The organism is Streptomyces sp. H27-H5 (genome assembly GCF_026627505.1).
GTDB lineage: Bacteria > Actinomycetota > Actinomycetes > Streptomycetales > Streptomycetaceae > Streptomyces.
Genome location: NZ_JAPNLK010000024.1, coordinates 1 through 15,463 on the forward strand (window position 1 = coordinate 1; position 15,463 = coordinate 15,463).

The window sequence follows — 15,463 nt, forward strand, 5'->3', positions numbered from 1 at the left end:
CGCCACACTCTCGATGACCAAGGCGGAAAGTCCCGAAAACACCACACCCACAAGGGCGTTGACTTCAAGCACGCCTCAGCATGACAGGAGGCAACGCACCGCTACCACCGATTACGGGACAGAGCCCTGGGGGCGGACCCTCAAAGCAGCTCGCGCAGGCGTTCGGCCAGCAGGTCCCAGCGCCACTTCTCCTCGACCCACGCGCGGCCCCGCTCGCCCATGCGGCGGCGCAGCTCCGGGTCCAGCAGCAGGGTGGCGATCCGGTCGGCCGCCTCCTCCGGGGAGCCGCCCCGGACCACCCAGCCGGTCTCCCCGTCCAGCACCGCGTCGGGGGCGCCGCCCGAGTCGCCCGCGACCACCGGGAGCCCCGTCGCGGAGGCCTCCAGGTACACGATCCCGAGCCCCTCGACGTCCAGTCCCCCGCGCCGGGTCCGGCACGGCATCGCGAAGACGTCCCCGGCGCCGTAGTGCGCGGGCAGCTCCGACCACGGGACCGCCCCGGTGAAGACCACGGAGTCGGCCACGCCCGTCTCGGCGGCGAGCCGGCGCAGGTCGGCCTCGTACGGGCCGCCGCCCACGATCAGCAACACGGCGTCGGGCACCGCGGCCAGGATCCGGGGCATGGCCTCGATGAGGGTGTCCTGTCCCTTGCGCGGGACCAGCCGGGACACGCAGACCACCACGGGCCGCTCGGCGAGCCCGAGCCGCGCCCGGACCTCCGCGCCGCCCGACTCGGGGTGGAAGGTCTTCTCGTCGACGCCGGGCGGGAGTTGGACCATCCGGGCGGCCGCCCGGTCCGTGATCGCCGAGGCGATCCGGGCGCGCGTGTACTCCCCGAGGTAGGTCAGGGTGTCGGTGCCCTCGCCGATCCGTCGCAGCAACTGCCGCGCGGCCGGCAACTGGGCCCAGCCGGCCTCGTGCCCGTGCGTGGTCGCGACCAGCCGCCGCGCCCCCGCCCGGCGCAGCGCGGGCCCCATCAGGCCGAGCGGGGCGGCCGCGCCGAACCACACCGACTCGCAGCCGTGTTCGCGCAGCAGGCCGACGGCCCGCCGGGTCACCCGCGGGGTCGGCAGCAGCATCGTCGTGCGGTCGCGCACCACCTGGAAGGGCTGCTCCGCGTCGAAGGCCTCGGTGGCCTCGCGGCCCTCGGCGCCGTGCTTCCAGGTGGAGGCGTAGACGACGATCCGGTCGGGATCCAGGCGCAGCGCCATGTTGTGCAGGAAGGCCTGGATGCCGCCCGGTCGCGGCGGGAAGTCGTTGGTCACGATCAGCGTCTTGTGCATCGTCAGCCAAAGTACCGGACGGTCCGGCGCGCACCCGCGCGGTCCCCGCCGGCCCTCCCCCGCCCTCGGCGGCACGCCCCCGCCGGAGGCCCGGCGGGAGGCCGGGCGGGCGGGTGCCCGGGCCAGGGGCTACGGGGCTCCCAGTTCCCCGCTCAGGGCCGCCTGCCAGGCCGTCGTCAGGCCCGCCAGGTCGCCGCCGATCGTCTCCGCCAGCGCCGTCGGCAGCGGCTCGCGGCCCGCCGACTCGTAGAGCCGGACGAGCGTGGCGTCGCCCCACTTGGCCGCGATCAGCCGGCAAGCCAGCCAGGAGCCCTCGTACGCGCGGGCCAGCGCGTCCGGGTCCCCGCCGAACGCGAAGGCCTCGTTCGAGGGCAGCGCGGCCGGCAGTTCACCGCGCCGCACGGCCCGGCCCAGCGCGGGGGCCGCCTCGGCCGGCGTGCTCGCGGTGTCCCGGTAGGCCACCCGGTCCGCGAAGCCCTCGGAGAGCCACAGCGGGGTCTCGGCGGTGGTCGCGGCGCGGGTGGCCACGTGGGTGACCTCGTGGGTCAGCACGATCCGGCGGCCCGCCCCCGACAGCTGGGCGTACCCCTCGGGGTTGACGACCACCCGGTCGGCCGGCGCGGGCCCGGCCCCCGCCTTGCCGGTGGTGACGGCCCCCATGCCCCGGTACGCGGCGGCGGGCTGCCCCAGCAGCGCGGCCATGGCGTCCAGCGTGCCCGGGACCAGCACCACCACCCGCCCCGCCCAGGGCCCCGGCCAGGCGGCGTCGACCGCGGGCACCGCCCGGTCGGCCTCGGCGGCGATCCCGGACAGGGTCTGCCGGGTCTGTCCGACGCCGAGCACCAGCGCGTGCGCGCCCCGGACCACCGTCGGGTCGCCCTGGTCCCACAGTTGCGGCGGGGCTCCCGGGGCGGGTCGGTCGCCGGTCACCCGCCAGGTCCCGTCGTCCCGGGTCAGGTCGACCTCGCGGGCCGATTCGGCGGGGGCCGCGTCGTGGCCGGTCAGCCGGTAGTGGAGCCGGGCCCGCGCGAGCGCCCGGTCGCCGTCCCGCCGGACCGAGGCGACCTCGTACGACCAGCCCTCCAGCGGGATCCCGGCGAGCCGCGCGGGCGGGGCCGCGGACCAGTCGGCCACGGCGCGCCGGACGCCGGGGTCCAGGGGGGCGGCGCCGGACAGGCCGCATCCGACCAGGAGCGCGCACAGCAGCAGGGGCAGGACTCGTACGACCGGCCGATGACGCGGGAGCATCAGTCGATCGTACGCAGCGTCCGCCTCAGGGCCGGGTCACCGAGGACACCGGCATCATGCCGACGGGGTCGTAGCGCACCCGCGCGCCCGGGTAGGGGGCGTGGACCACCTGACCGTTGCCGACGTACATGCCTACGTGGCTGGCGTCCGAGCGGTACGTCACCAGGTCGCCGGGCCGGGCCTGCGACAGCGGCACCTGCCGGCCCGCGTGCCGCTGCGCCTGCGAGGTGCGCGGCAGCGAGACACCGGCCTGGCGGTAGGACCACACCATCAGCCCGGAGCAGTCGAAGCCGGAGGGGCCGGTGGAACCCCACACGTACGGGCGACCCACGGCGGCCCGGGCCGCCATCACGGCGGTCGCGGCCCGGCCCGAGGACGCGCCGGCGGAGGGGATCTCGGGGAGCGAGCCGGGCCGGTCGCCCGAGCGGGAGGCGTGTTCGAAGTCGGCCCGTTCCTGCGAGGGCATCGCGTTCAGCAGCCGGCGGGCGGCGGCGAGCTTCGCGGTGACGGACCGCTTGTGCCGGGCGACGTCCGTGCGCAGGGCGTCCAGTTCGGCGAGCTTGTGGGAGGCCTCGCGGCGTTGCAGGGCGATCCGGCGCTGCTCCTCGCGGAGTTCGTCGAGTTGGGAGGCCTGGCGGTCGCCGAGCCGGCCCAGGACGGCCGCCTTGTCGAGGTAGTCGTCGGGATTGTCCGACAGCATCAGCGAGAGGGTGGGGTCCATGCCGTCCGAGCGGTACTGGGCTCCGGCGAAGGCGCCGAGGACCCCGCGCATGGTGTTGATGCGGTCCTGGCCCCGGGCGACCGAGTCCTGGGCGCGGCTGATCTCGGCGCGGAGCCGGCCGGCCTTCTCACCGGCCTCGTTGAAGCGTTCGGTGGCCTGCTCGGCTTCCTCGAAGAGCCGGTCGACTTGGGCTCGGGCGCCCGCCGAGGGGTCCTGCGGGAGACCGGGGGCCGCGCCGGCGGGTGCTCCCGTCATGGCGACCGCGGCGGTGGCCGCTGCGGCGGTGAGGACGGTGATCTTCGTGTTCCGGTCGAGGCCGGTGAGGCCGGGCCGGCGATGGGACGCCACGTGGAACCGCTCCCTTCCGCTTGCGCGGGGCCCGGGTCCGCCCTCCGTGGACGGCCGTGTGCCGGGTTCCGCGCTGGCAGACAGTAGCGGCGCGACGGGGCGCCGACCAACGACCGTCGGGGGCCGGGTACACCGGCGCCCCGCCGGAGACGCAGGTCACCGGCGGGGCGCGAGGTCAGAGCGGGGCCGCGCAATTCGCCCGGATGGGCGGTGCGTGGCGCGCCTCCCCGGTCCGGGGAGGCGCGGGGTCAGCCGACGCGGACGCCGAACTGGAAGGGCATGTTCCTCATGGCTTCGTACTTGACGCCGCCCCGGGGGTTGGAGGCGTGGAAGACCTGGCCGTTGCCCGCGTAGAGGCCGACGTGGTGCAGGTCGTCGTAGAAGAACACCAGGTCACCGGGCTGGAGCTGGCTCATGCCGATGCGCGTGCCGTCGTTGACCTGCGTGTAGGTGGTGCGGCTGATCTGGACGCCGGCCTGTCCGTAGGCCCACTGCGCCAGGCTGGAGCAGTCCCAGTACGCCATGCCGGTGGAGCCCAGGTTGTAGCCCTTGCCCTCCTGGGTCAGGGCGGCGGCGAGTGCCTGCGCGGCCCGCCCGGAGCCCTTCACCGCACCGGGCTTGGCGCCCCCGCCGGCGGCCTTGGCAGCCTCCTCGCCCGCCTTGGCCTCCGCGTTCTTCAGCTGGCTGCGCTCTTCCGCGGTCAGCGAGTTGAGGTGGGCCTGGGCTTCGGCGAGCTTGCGCTGGGCGGTGGCCTTCTTCTCGGCCAGCTCCTTGCGGGTGGCGTCGAGGTCGGCGAGCTTGGCACCGGCCTCCGCGCGCTGCTGCGCCAGGGTCCGCTGCTTGGTCTGGATCTGGGATATCGCCTCGACCTGCTTGCCGCTCATCTGCTGGAGCATGGAGGACTTGTCGAGGTAGTCCTGCGGGTTCTCGGCGAGGAGCAGTTCCATGGACTGGTCGAGGCCGCCGCCGCGGTACTGGGCCGTGGCCATCGAACCGAGCGTGTTGCGCAGGTCGTTGAGGTCCGCCTGGCCGCGCGCGACCTGGTCCTGGAGCCGGCCGATCTCCTTCTCCAGCTTGTCCTGGCGGTCCTTGGCCGCGTTGGCCTTCTCGCCGGCCTGCTCGGACTCCTCGTAGAGGGCGTCGACCTGCTCCTTGACCTCATCCTTCTTCGGCTTGTCCGGGGCGGCGTGGGCCGACTGGGCGGAGAGGGCGACGGCCGCGGTGGCGAGGGCGGTGAGGACGCTCACGCGCGTGCGGGTCGGCGGCTTGGGTCGACGGTGGGACGCCACGAACGCGAGCTCCTTCTTCCTGGAGCCGCCGAAGACGGTCACACACTCGGCAGCACGCCTCCGCCGACACCCCGAATGAGTGAACGACCGTACGAAGGTTTGAACAGACCCTAGTGACCCGGCTGTGATCAGTTCAAATCCTCGAAGGCAAAATTCCGGTCGCCGACCGGCTTCTTTACCGTCTTCGCACGCTCCGTACCGGTCAGTTGACGGTACGTTCCCTCCACCGCCCCGCCAATACCGGCATTGCGCACAGCCGTTGCAGGAAGGGACAGAAGCCGCAGGTACTACGAAACCCGGGCGAGCCGCTTCAGCAGCAGCGCGGACGCCACCGGCCGGGCACCCGCCTTCGCCACCCCGTCGGCCACCTCGCGGTCCGTGGAGACCACGACCACGGGCCGGCCGGCGGGCTCGGCCCGCACCAACTGGCGGATCAGCTCGTCCGCCGTCACCCCCGCCTTGGAGAACAGCACCCGCACCCCGCGCGGCGGGGCGAGCAGCACCGGGGCCGCCAGCTCCGCACCGTCGAAGACACAGGTCATCTCCGCGCCCGTCTGCGCGGCCAGCATCGAGAGCCCACCCAGCAGGCGAAGCCGCTGCTTCTCCAGCGGCATCGTCGGATAGCCGGTCTTGGTCACGTTGTAGCCGTCGATCACCAGATGCGCCTGGGGCAGCGCCAACAACTGGTCCAGCAGCGCCGGATCGGTCTCCGACAGGGCCCGCGCCGCGATGTCCTTCGGGGTCATCCGGCCCGGCTCCACCGCCTCCACGGTGTCCGCGGGCCGGGTGGACACGGGCGGCAGCGCCAGCTCGCGGCGCAGTCCGGCCGCCGCGTCCAACACGGTGTCCAGGAGCAGCCGCAGCCGCATGTCCTCGATGCTGCGTCCCTCGCGGGTGGCCCGGCGCGAGGTCTCCAGCGCCGATTCCACCTCCGCGAGACGGGACTTGAGCCGCCGCGTCTCGCTCTCGGCGGCCGTCACCTGCGCCGCCGCCTCACCGCGGATCCCGTCGATCTCGGCGTTGACCTTGCGCAGGGCCGCCTCGCCCCGCTTGACGTCGCTGAGGGCGCTGCGCAGCTTGCGCTGAAGCGATTCCGCTTCCTTGCGCGCCGCGTCCAGCTCGCCGCGCACCTGTTCACCGCCGCTGCGCTGCAGTTCGCGTACGTGCGCCAGCTCCTCGCGGAGCCGCTCCAGTTCGCGCCGGGTCTCGTCGCCGACCCGCTCGGCGTCGGCGCGCTGCGCCTCCTCGCCCGCGGCGGCCACCAGCTTGACCCAGCCGGCCGGCCGCAGCACGTACGCGGCGGCCGCCACGTCCAGCGGGTCGGCGGCGGCCGGCGGTGCCCCGGACTCCAGGGCACCGGCCAGCTCGGTCTGCGCCTCGCGGAGCTTCTCGGCGACCCGGCCGCGGAAGACGGCGTCCGTCTCCACGGCCGCGGCCATGGCGTTGCCCGCGAACTTGGCACGCCGGGTCGGGGTGAACCTGGCGTACTGGCGCAGCTGCGCCGGGAGGTCCCCGACCGTCAGTCCGCCGAAGGCGTCCGAGACGAGTGCGACGACCCTGCGCCGCACGCCTTCCGGCAGCGGGCGGTCGAGCACCTCGGCGGCGTCGCCGGCCGCGTCGGCCGGCTCAGCGCCGCTTGCTGGCTCCACAATCCGTCACCCCTACCGTGATCTACCTGTGGGCCCGGCTCCCTCAGGAGTCCGCGCCCGGCCTGTCCACGAGCTCGATCTGGTCCACCGCGTTGCACCAGCGACAGCGAACCGACTCGATGGTCTCATTGACCACCTCTCGCTCCTCGACCTTGGGCTCCCCGGCGAGGTCCAGGTGGATGTACTCCACGACCTTCGACGAACGGGTCACGTCGAAACGCGTGAGGTTGCCGCACAGGGTGCAGCGCCACCGGGTGGTGTCGGTCGGCTGGGGAACCGTCATCAGGCCGCTCTCTCCTTCGTGGCTCTTTCAGTTTCAATTAAAGCGGCCCGCTGAGCCGTACGGCGGACCGCAGCTCGTAACCCTACGGCCTGCCACCGCCCCGAGGGGGTCCGGTTGGGTCATGCTCGGTCGCATGATCGTAAGGTGGCAGGCCGTCCGCGAGGCCTCCAGGGGCCCGGTGATCACCCACGCGCTGATCGCCGGCTGCTGCGTGGTGTTCGTCCTCGGTCCGGCGTCGGGCATGAATCCGGTCTACGGGACCGGCGACGAGCTGCTCGCGCGGGGCACCGACTACTTCCGGCGCTGGGGCGTGGTTCCCGACCAGCTCCTGTCCGGATCGGCCCGGGCGCTGCTCACCCCGCTGACCGCGCTGTTCGTCCACGGCAGCTGGCTGCACCTGCTGGGCAACATGCTCTTCCTGTACGTCTTCGGCGCGATGACGGAGGCCCGGATGGGCCGCCCGGCCTTCCTCGTCTTCTACGTCTGTACGGGCTACCTCGCCCTGGGCGCCTACGCGGCGGCCAACGCCTCCTCCGACCAGACCCTGGTCGGGGCGTCCGGCGCGATCTCGGCGGTGCTCGGGGCGTTCCTGTGCCTGTTCCCGCGCGCCCGGGTCACCAGCCTGTTCCCGTTCCTGTTCTTCCTGCCGCTGCGCTTCCCCGCCTGGATCGTGCTGGTGTTCTGGTTCGCGTTGCAGTGGGTGGCCGCGCACCGGGCGGAGAGCGGTCCGGGAGTCGCCTATCTGGCCCACGTGGTGGGCTTCTCCCTGGGCTTCGGCTACGCGTGGGTGCGTTACCGGCGTGCGACTAGAGTGAGGCGACCAGTGACTGCCGGCGAGGGAGAAAGCCAACCGTGATCACCGCGATCGTGCTCATCAAGACCAGCGTGGACCGCATCCCCGAGATCGCCGAGTCCATCGCCGCGCTGGACAGCGTCAGCGAGGTCTACTCGGTCACCGGTACCTACGACCTGATCGCCCTGGTCCGGGTGGCCCGCCACGAGAACCTCGCGGACATCATCCCGGGCAGCATCAGCAAGATCCCGGGCGTCGAGGCCACGGACACGCACGTGGCGTTCCGCACGTACTCCCAGCACGACCTGGAAGCCGCCTTCGCGATCGGCCTCGACGCGTAGTTTCCGGCCGGGCGTGTCGACGGCCGGCAGCCCTCGCGACGGCCGAAAGCCCCGGCGGGAATCCTCCCGACCGGGGCGCGCGGCGTTCAGGGCCGACGCGGACGGTCGGCACGGGGTTCGGGCGGTGGGCACGGGGTCGGGCGGTCGACCACACCGGGTCTGACGGCCACACCGGGTCTGACGGCCGGGACGGCTCAGACGGCCGGGACGGCTCAGACGGCCGGGACGCAGCGGCCCTCTTCGGTGCGGTACCGCCACTTGGCCCCGTCGGCGACGAGTTCCTTGACCGCGCCGACGAACCGCTCGACGTGCTCGTCGGGGGTGCCGGCGCCGAAGCTGACGCGGATCGCGTTGAGCGAGCGCTCCCCCGGACCGGCCTCCGGCGCCCCGCACTCCCCCGGCTCCTGCGGCTCGCTGCCGAGCAGGGTGCGGACCAGCGGGTGGGCGCAGAACAGGCCGTCGCGGACGCCGATGCCGTACTCCGCGGAGAGGGCGGCGGCGAAGTGCGAGCTGTTCCAGCCGTCGACGACGAAGGAGATGACGCCGACGCGCGGGGCGTCGTCCCCGAAGAGGGACAGCACGCGGACCGCCGGGACGTCGGCCAGGCCCTCGCGGACCTTCGCGATGAAGTGGTTCTCGCGGGCGACCAGGTTCTCGAACCCGGCCTCCTTCAGGGCGCGGCAGGCGGAGGCGATGGAGTAGACGCCGATGACGTTCGGGGAACCGGCCTCGTGGCGGGCGGCCGTGGTGTGCCACTCGACGTCCACGCCGCCGTCCTCGCGGCGGGCCACCTTGCGGGAGGCGCCACCGCCGGCCAGATACGGCTCGGCGGCCTGGAGCCAGTCCGCGCGGCCGGCGAGCACGCCCGAGCCGAAGGGCGCGTACAGCTTGTGTCCGGAGAAGGCGACCCAGTCCACGTCCAGCTCTTGGACGGACACGGGGTGGTGCGGGGCCAACTGGGCGGCGTCCAGCACGATCCGCGCGCCGTGGGCGTGCGCCGCCGTGGCGAGTTCCCGTACGGGCCACAGTTCCCCGGTGACGTTGGACGCCCCGGTCACGCACACCAGCGCGGGACCGTACGGATCGCGCCCGGCCAGCGCCCGCTCCAGGGTCTCGACGGCCTGGGCCGGGGTGCGCGGCGCGTTGAGGTAGGTGACCTGCGCGTCCCCCCAGGGCAGCAGGGAGGCGTGGTGCTCGGTCTCGAAGACGAAGACCTGGCAGTCGGCCGGGAGCGCGGCGGCGAGCAGGTTCAGGGAGTCGGTGGTGGACCGCGTGAAGATCACCTGGTCCTCGGCGCGGCAGTCGAGGAACTCCGCGACGGTGACCCGGCTCTGCTCGAACAGGTCGGTGGAGAGCTGTGAGAGGTACCCGGCGCCCCGGTGCACGCTGCCGTAGTACGGGGCGTAGGCCGCCACGTCGTCCCAGACCCGCTGCAGGGCGGGGGCGCTGGCCGCGTAGTCGAGGGCGGCGTAGGTGACCTCGCCGCCGGTGACGAGCGGCACGGTGACGTCACGGCCGAGCACGGGCAGCGGCTCGACACAGGCGGGGTCGGCGGCGACGTCGGCGGTGGTGACGGCGGTGTTCAGGGATGCGGACATGGCGGAATCTCCCGGCAGGCAGGGCTGAATGGCTTCGGTGTGCCCGTACGCGGGTGCGGCTCGGCGGCCGACCGGAGGGGCACGGGGATGACCTCGGAGCACGGGAGGGCGTACACGGGTACGCGAAGAGGACCCTGTTCCGAGGGGTGAAGAAGGGGCGGAGTCGCCCTATCGCATTCGCTTGCTCACGGAAAACACTCCTCGAGAGACCAGGATCCCTGGTGTCGAGGGATCCGCGCTTGCCGTAGACCTCACTGCCTACGGCCTGGTCATCACCCGGGGCACCCCGCCACGGAAGGAGGGTTGCCGGACAGCAAGCCGGGGCCTAAACGCTGTCACTCGTGACCTGGGCAGAATCCTGCCACACGATCCGTCGTGCGCAAGACCCCGGTCCGCATCGTGGACCGGGGTCGGCTGTTTCACGCCGTTCGGACGAGCCGGCCTACGCGTTGCTGGCGTTCACCCAGCGCTCCAACGAGGCCCGCGCGGATCCCGAGTCGATGGACTGCGCCGCCCGGGTGATGCCGGCCGCGATCTGCTCCTCCAGCGAGCCGCTGCCCGGGTCCAGCGCCACCAGGGCGGCGGCCGCGTTCAGCAGGACGGCGTCGCGCACCGGGCCGGTCTCGCCCGCGAGCAGGCGCCGGGCGACGTCCGCGTTGTACGAGGCGTCCTCGCCCCGCAGCGCGGACACGTCGACCACGTCGATCCCGATGTCGCGCGGGTCGAAGGGCAGTTCGGTGACCGATCCGTCCCGTACCCACCACACCCGGGAGGTGCCCGTGGTGGTCAGCTCGTCGAGGCCGTCGTCGCCCCGGAACACGAGCGCCGAGGAACCGCGTTCGGCAAGGACGCCCGCGACGATGGGCGCCACCCGGGGGTCGGCCACGCCGGTCGCCTGGGCGCGGACGCGGGCCGGGTTGGTCAGCGGGCCGAGGAAGTTGAACAGGGTCCGGATGCCCAGCTCCTTGCGCGCCGCCGCCACGTGCCGCAGCGCGGGGTGGAACTTCACGGCGAAGCAGAAGGTGATGCCGGCTTCCTCGGCGACCTGCGCCACCCGCGCGGGGGTGAGGTCGAGGTTGACGCCGAGCTTCTCCAGGACGTCCGAGGAGCCGCTCGCGGAGGAGGCGGCCCGGTTCCCGTGCTTGACGACCTTGGCGCCGGTACCGGCCACCACGATCGCCGACATCGTGGAGATGTTCACCGTCTTGGCCCCGTCGCCGCCGGTTCCGACGATGTCCACGGTCCGGCCGGGCACCTCGATCAGGTTCGCGTGCTCGTACATGCTCCCGACGAGCCCGGCGATCTCCTCGACCGTCTCGCCCTTGGCCCGCAGCGCCACCACGAAGCCGGCGATCTGGGCGTCGGTGGCCTCGCCGCGCATGATCGTGTCCATGGCCCAGGCGGTGTCCTCGGCGCGCAGGTCCCGGCCGGTCAGCAGGGCGTCGAGCACGCCCGGCCAACCGCGGGCCGCCACGCTGTCGCCGCCTGCCGGGGTCACAACGTCCATGGTCCGCTCCTGCGCTAGTGGGCCGCCCTGTGCTCGCCGCCCACGTCTGATGGGAAGGGCTTCAGCCTATCCAGCCGCGCAGGACGGCAAAGAGCCCCGTCCAGGGTCTGGACGGGGCTCTCGCCGTGGCGACACCAGGATTGACCGGAATCAATCCCTCATGCGGGTGCGGTCAAACGGTCACGCGGGATCAGTGGTGGCCGTGGCCACTCTGGATCTCCTTGTACTCCTCCACCGTGGGCTTCGGAATCTGGTTGTTCTCCGCGTAGAAGCCCTTGCTGAGCTTCGCGCGGAGCTTCTCCGCGGCCGTGAGCTTGCGCTCGACGCCGTTCTCGTCGACCGTCGGGCCCAGCTCGATCGGCCGGTACTGCTCGTGCGCGGTGAGCGTGTGCAGCTGGGACTGCGGGAGCGGCTCGTGGACCTCGACGAACTCACCGTGCGGCAGGCGCTTGATGACACCGGTCTCGCGACCGTGCAGCACCTTGTCGTGGTCCCGGCGCTGAAGGCCGAGGCAGATCCGCTTGGTGACGATGAAGGCGAGGACCGGGACGACGAAGAAGCCGATCCGGACGAACCAGGTGATCGAGTTGATCGACAGGTGGAAGTACTGGGCGAACATGTCGTTGCCGCCGCCGATGAGGAGCACGATGTACTCCGCGATCCAGGCGACACCGAAGCCCGTACGGGTCGGGACGTTGCGCGGGCGGTCCAGGATGTGGTGCTCGCGCTTGTCCCCGGTGACCCAGGACTCGATGAACGGCCAGACGGCGATCGCGCCCAGCACCAGCGGGAAGAGCAGCAGCGGGATGAACACGCCCAGGACGAGGGTGTGGCCCCACAGGTTGATCTCCCAGCCCGGCATGGCTCGGATCAGGCCTTCCGGCATGCCCATGTACCAGTCGGGCTGCGCGCCGGTGGACACGTGGTCCGGGCGGTACGGGCCGAGCGCCCAGATCGGGTTGATCGAGGCGATCGCCGCGATGGCCGCGATGACACCGAAGACCAGGAAGAAGAAGCCTCCGGCCTTGGCCATGTAGACCGGCAGCAGCGGCATGCCGACGACGTTCTTGTTCGTCTTGCCGGGGCCGGCGTACTGGGTGTGCTTGTGGAACACGACCAGGATCAGGTGGGCCACCAGCAGGCCCATCATGATGCCGGGCAGCAGCAGGATGTGGACCGAGTAGAACCGCGCGACGAAGTCGCCGCCCGGGAACTCCCCGCCGAAGAGGAACATCGACAGGTAGGTGCCCACGACCGGGACCGACAGGATGGCGCCCTGCATGAAGCGGACACCGGTGCCCGAGAGCAGGTCGTCCGGCAGCGAGTAACCGGTGAAACCGGTGAACATGCCGAGGACCAGCAGCAGGAAGCCGAAGATCCAGTTGACCTCGCGGGGCTTGCGGAACGCACCCGTGAAGAAGACGCGCATCATGTGCACGACCATGGCCGCGACGAAGATCAGCGCCGCCCAGTGGTGGATCTGCCGGATGAGCAGACCGCCGCGGACGTCGAAGCTGATGTCCAGGGTCGAGGCGAAGGCCTCGGACATCTGGACGCCCTGCATCGGCACGTACGAGCCGTGGTACACGACCTCGTTCATGCTCGGGTGGAAGAACAGCGTCAGGTACACACCCGTGAGGATGATGATGACGAAGGCGTAGAGGCAGATCTCACCCAGCATGAAGGACCAGTGGTCCGGGAAGATCTTGCGCATGTTCGCCTTGGCGAGGCCGTAGATGCCCAGGCGACCGTCCGCCCAGTCCGCTACGCGCTCGCCGGCGGGCGCTTTGCGCGCGCTGGTGTCAGTGGTGGCAGTGCTCATCCGCGCTCCCAGAAAGCAGGACCGACGGGCTCTTCGAAGTCGCCGAGCGCCTCGAGGAAACCTTCGTCATTGACGCCGATCCGCAGCTGCGGAAGCGCGTGACCAGCCGGGCCGAAGATGACTCGGGCGCCGTCGGAGAGGTCGAAGGTGGACTGGTGGCACGGGCAGAGCACATGGTGCGTCTGCTGCTCGTACAGGCTGATCGGGCAGCCGACGTGGGTGCAGATCTTGGAGTAGGCGACGATCCCGTCGTGGGACCACTCCAGCTCCTGCTTGTCCTTGATGTCGTCCGGCTGGATGCGGACGATCATCAGGGCAGCCTTGGCGATCTGTGTCTGGAAGTCGTGCTGCTCCTCCTCCAGGCCTTCCGGCCGGGCGAAGGTGAGCGAGCCGACGATGACGTCCTCGGGACGCAGCGGCTCGTTCGTGTTGTCGTTGATGAGCAGCTTGCCCTTGGCCCACATGGTCTTGCGGAGCTTGTCCTCGGGCAGCGGGCCCAGGTCGCGCATCAGGATGACACCGGAGAGCGGCAGCAGGGCCAGCGCGCCGAACATCGTGTTGCGGATCAGCTTGCGTCGACCGATGTCGGACTCGCGCGCGCCGTCGGCGAAGTCCGCGAGGACCTTCGCCTTGACCTCCGGCGGGGAGGCGATGGCGTGCCGCTCGTCGGCGACCTCGACGTCGGACATCAGGGTGCGGGCCCAGTGGACCGCGCCCGCGCCGATGCAGAAGAGGGCCACGCCCAGGGTCAGACCCAGGGCGAAGTTCAGGCCGCTCACCTTCCCGACGGGGAAGATGTAGACGATCTTGTCGATCGGGATGGCCACGTACGAGGCGATGAAGCCGATCGTGGCCAGCATCGACAGCGTGAACAGCATCGCGACCGTACGCTCGGACCGCTTGGCGGCCCGCTCGTCGATGTCCTGGATGCGCGGCTTGTGGACCGGAAGGCCCGGGTCGGCGAACGGATCGTCCGCGACCGCTACGCCACCGTGGTGCGCGTCGCCCTGCTCGCTCGGCAGGTGCTTCTCTTCGGGAATGTCTTGGCTACTCATGACTTCTTGGCCTTAGCGGTGTGGGCCGCGACCCAGACGGCGACAGCGATCAGCGCACCCAGACCGAAGATCCAGCCGAACAGACCCTCGGACACGGGGCCGAGGCCACCGAGCTTGAGACCACCGGGGCTGTTCGACTTCTCGCCGTTCACGTTCTGGAGGTACGCGATGATGTCCTTCTTCTGCTTCTCCGGCATGGTGCTGTCCGGGAAGGAGGGCATGTTCTGCGGGCCGGTGAGCATGGCCTCGTAGATGTGCTTCGGCTCGACGCCCTCAAGGTTGGGGGCGTACTTGCCGTGCGTCAGGGCGCCGCCCTCGCCGGTGAAGTTGTGGCACTGCGCGCAGTTGTTGCGGAACAGCTCACCACCCTTGGCGATGTCGGCTCCTGCCGGGTCGTACTGCTTCTCGGTCGGCGTGATCGGGCCGGCGCCGAGAGACGAGATGTACGCGGCCAGCTGGTCGATCTGGGCCTGCGAGTAGATCACGGGCTTCTTCGGCACCTGGGCGCCGGGCTGCTGGGCGGGCATGCGGCCCGTGCTCACCTGGAAGTCGACGGCGGCGGAGCCGACGCCGACCAGGCTCGGGCCGTCAGAGGAACCCTGACCGCCGGTTCCGTGGCAGCTTGCGCAGCCCACGGCGTAGAGCTTCTTGCCCTCCTCGATGGCGAGGGACTGGGCGGTTTCATCGGCCTGCGCCTTGCCCGCGGGGGCAAAGGCGGCGTAAAGCCCCCCAGTGGCCGCCAGCGCGAAGAGTAGAACGACGACCGCCGCCAGCGGATGGCGTCGTCGTGCGGAGAGCTTTTTCACGGATTACCCCGGTGTCAGGATCTTCTGCGTCGGTGTTTCTGGATGGAGTGCCGGGTCGGGCCCGGCGACGTGTTCGCTACTTGATCAGGTAGATCGTCGCGAAGAGGCCGATCCAGACGACATCGACGAAGTGCCAGTAGTAGGACACGACGATGGCCGACGTGGCCTGTTCGTGGGTGAACCTCTTGGCCGCGTACGTCCGGCCGAGGACCAGCAGGAAGGCGATGAGACCGCCCGTCACGTGCATGCCGTGGAAGCCGGTGGTCAGGTAGAACACCGATCCGTACGGGCCGGACGAGAGAGACATGCCCTCGTGCTTGACCAGCTCGGTGTACTCGAACACCTGGCCGCCAATGAAGATCGCCCCCATGACGAACGTGATGATGAACCACGTCCGGAGCTTCTTCACGTCACCGCGCTCGGCGGCGAACACGCCGAGCTGGCAGGTGAGCGAGGAGAGCACCAGGATCGTCGTGTTCGTCGCCGAGAAGGGCAGATTCAAGGCCGAGGCCTGTTCTGTCCAGTACTCGGCACCCGTCACTGATCGCAGGGTGAAGTACATCGCGAAGAGGGCCGCGAAGAACATCAGCTCGGAACTCAACCAGATGATGGTTCCGACGCTGACGAGGTTCGGCCGGTTGACCGTCGGGTGCGCGTGCCCGGTATCTACTGTCGTTGCTGTCGCCACGACCGACATTATGTCGGTCGCTTATCCCGCCC

General features: G+C 71.2%; 14 protein-coding genes and 1 riboswitch. Of the genes, 2 read left to right on the top strand and 12 right to left on the bottom strand.

The features are described from left to right. Positions 1–140: 140 nt before the first annotated feature. From OTB19_RS14515 to OTB19_RS14540, 6 genes are all read right to left on the bottom strand, one after another. Positions 141–1,283 (bottom strand): glycosyltransferase family 4 protein, encoded by a 1,143-nt coding sequence (locus OTB19_RS14515; RefSeq protein ID WP_267798576.1) that lies wholly within the window; start codon positions 1,281–1,283, stop codon positions 141–143. A gap of 129 nt (positions 1,284–1,412) precedes the next feature. Next, positions 1,413–2,531, bottom strand: coding sequence for a hypothetical protein (locus OTB19_RS14520; protein WP_267798577.1), 1,119 nt, complete (start codon positions 2,529–2,531; stop codon positions 1,413–1,415). Between the two features lie 25 nt (positions 2,532–2,556). Then, on the bottom strand, positions 2,557–3,600 hold the full coding sequence (locus OTB19_RS14525) for an NlpC/P60 family protein (RefSeq protein ID WP_267798578.1): 1,044 nt from the start codon (positions 3,598–3,600) through the stop codon (positions 2,557–2,559). A 248-nt stretch (positions 3,601–3,848) separates the two neighbouring features. Next, positions 3,849–4,889 carry a C40 family peptidase gene (locus OTB19_RS14530; RefSeq protein ID WP_267798579.1) on the bottom strand — a complete coding sequence of 347 codons (1,041 nt, stop codon included), beginning with the start codon at positions 4,887–4,889 and terminating at the stop codon, positions 3,849–3,851. 287 nt (positions 4,890–5,176) lie between these two features. After that, positions 5,177–6,541, bottom strand: coding sequence for an NYN domain-containing protein (locus OTB19_RS14535; protein ID WP_267798634.1), 1,365 nt, complete (start codon positions 6,539–6,541; stop codon positions 5,177–5,179). Positions 6,542–6,581: 40 nt separating this feature from the next. Continuing rightward, on the bottom strand, positions 6,582–6,821 hold the full coding sequence (locus OTB19_RS14540) for a hypothetical protein (RefSeq protein ID WP_053676058.1): 240 nt from the start codon (positions 6,819–6,821) through the stop codon (positions 6,582–6,584). Positions 6,822–6,954: 133 nt separating this feature from the next. On the opposite strand from OTB19_RS14540, the gene OTB19_RS14545 reads away from it, so the two are divergent. Next, a complete protein-coding gene (locus OTB19_RS14545) occupies positions 6,955–7,677 on the top strand; it encodes a rhomboid family intramembrane serine protease (RefSeq protein ID WP_267798580.1) in 723 nt (240 codons plus the stop codon). After that, entirely contained in the window at positions 7,674–7,955 is a 282-nt protein-coding gene (locus tag OTB19_RS14550; RefSeq protein WP_267798581.1) for an Lrp/AsnC ligand binding domain-containing protein, read from the top strand. Before OTB19_RS14545 ends, OTB19_RS14550 begins: the two co-directional genes overlap by 4 nt. Positions 7,956–8,167: 212 nt before the next feature. Here the strand turns inward: OTB19_RS14550 and OTB19_RS14555 are convergent, their stop codons facing one another. The 6 genes from OTB19_RS14555 to OTB19_RS14580 form a co-directional block, all read right to left on the bottom strand. Beyond that, positions 8,168–9,553: an aminotransferase class V-fold PLP-dependent enzyme gene (locus OTB19_RS14555; protein WP_267798582.1), complete on the bottom strand. Its 1,386-nt coding sequence runs from the start codon at positions 9,551–9,553 to the stop codon at positions 8,168–8,170. 230 nt (positions 9,554–9,783) lie between these two features. Further along, positions 9,784–9,900: riboswitch (SAM riboswitch) on the bottom strand. A 95-nt stretch (positions 9,901–9,995) separates the two neighbouring features. Beyond that, positions 9,996–11,060 carry an anthranilate phosphoribosyltransferase gene (gene trpD / locus OTB19_RS14560; RefSeq protein WP_267798583.1) on the bottom strand — a complete coding sequence of 355 codons (1,065 nt, stop codon included), beginning with the start codon at positions 11,058–11,060 and terminating at the stop codon, positions 9,996–9,998. A 190-nt stretch (positions 11,061–11,250) separates the two neighbouring features. Then, the gene (locus OTB19_RS14565; RefSeq protein ID WP_267798584.1) at positions 11,251–12,882 is read right to left on the bottom strand and encodes a cytochrome b; all 1,632 of its coding nucleotides are present in this window, start codon (positions 12,880–12,882) and stop codon (positions 11,251–11,253) included. Beyond that, positions 12,879–13,937: a ubiquinol-cytochrome c reductase iron-sulfur subunit gene (locus tag OTB19_RS14570; protein ID WP_053676063.1), complete on the bottom strand. Its 1,059-nt coding sequence runs from the start codon at positions 13,935–13,937 to the stop codon at positions 12,879–12,881. Before OTB19_RS14570 ends, OTB19_RS14565 begins: the two co-directional genes overlap by 4 nt. Then, positions 13,934–14,743 carry a c-type cytochrome gene (locus OTB19_RS14575; RefSeq protein ID WP_053676064.1) on the bottom strand — a complete coding sequence of 270 codons (810 nt, stop codon included), beginning with the start codon at positions 14,741–14,743 and terminating at the stop codon, positions 13,934–13,936. The genes OTB19_RS14570 and OTB19_RS14575 overlap by 4 nt, the downstream gene beginning before the upstream one ends. Positions 14,744–14,819: 76 nt before the next feature. Then, a complete protein-coding gene (locus OTB19_RS14580) occupies positions 14,820–15,440 on the bottom strand; it encodes a cytochrome c oxidase subunit 3 (protein ID WP_053676065.1) in 621 nt (206 codons plus the stop codon). Between the last annotated feature and the right edge of the window lie 23 nt (positions 15,441–15,463).

Bases quoted from the DNA above. Each gene is read 5' to 3' on its own strand.
- OTB19_RS14565 (WP_267798584.1), bottom strand. From the start codon at position 12,882: ATGAGCACTGCCACCACTGACACCAGCGCGCGCAAAGCGCCCGCCGGC.
- OTB19_RS14540 (WP_053676058.1), bottom strand. From the start codon at position 6,821: ATGACGGTTCCCCAGCCGACCGACACCACCCGGTGGCGCTGCACCCTG.
- OTB19_RS14580 (WP_053676065.1), bottom strand. From the start codon at position 15,440: ATGTCGGTCGTGGCGACAGCAACGACAGTAGATACCGGGCACGCGCAC.
- OTB19_RS14545 (WP_267798580.1), top strand. From the start codon at position 6,955: ATGATCGTAAGGTGGCAGGCCGTCCGCGAGGCCTCCAGGGGCCCGGTG.
- trpD (WP_267798583.1), bottom strand. From the start codon at position 11,060: ATGGACGTTGTGACCCCGGCAGGCGGCGACAGCGTGGCGGCCCGCGGT.
- OTB19_RS14570 (WP_053676063.1), bottom strand. From the start codon at position 13,937: ATGAGTAGCCAAGACATTCCCGAAGAGAAGCACCTGCCGAGCGAGCAG.
- OTB19_RS14555 (WP_267798582.1), bottom strand. From the start codon at position 9,553: ATGTCCGCATCCCTGAACACCGCCGTCACCACCGCCGACGTCGCCGCC.
- OTB19_RS14515 (WP_267798576.1), bottom strand. From the start codon at position 1,283: ATGCACAAGACGCTGATCGTGACCAACGACTTCCCGCCGCGACCGGGC.
- OTB19_RS14520 (WP_267798577.1), bottom strand. From the start codon at position 2,531: ATGCTCCCGCGTCATCGGCCGGTCGTACGAGTCCTGCCCCTGCTGCTG.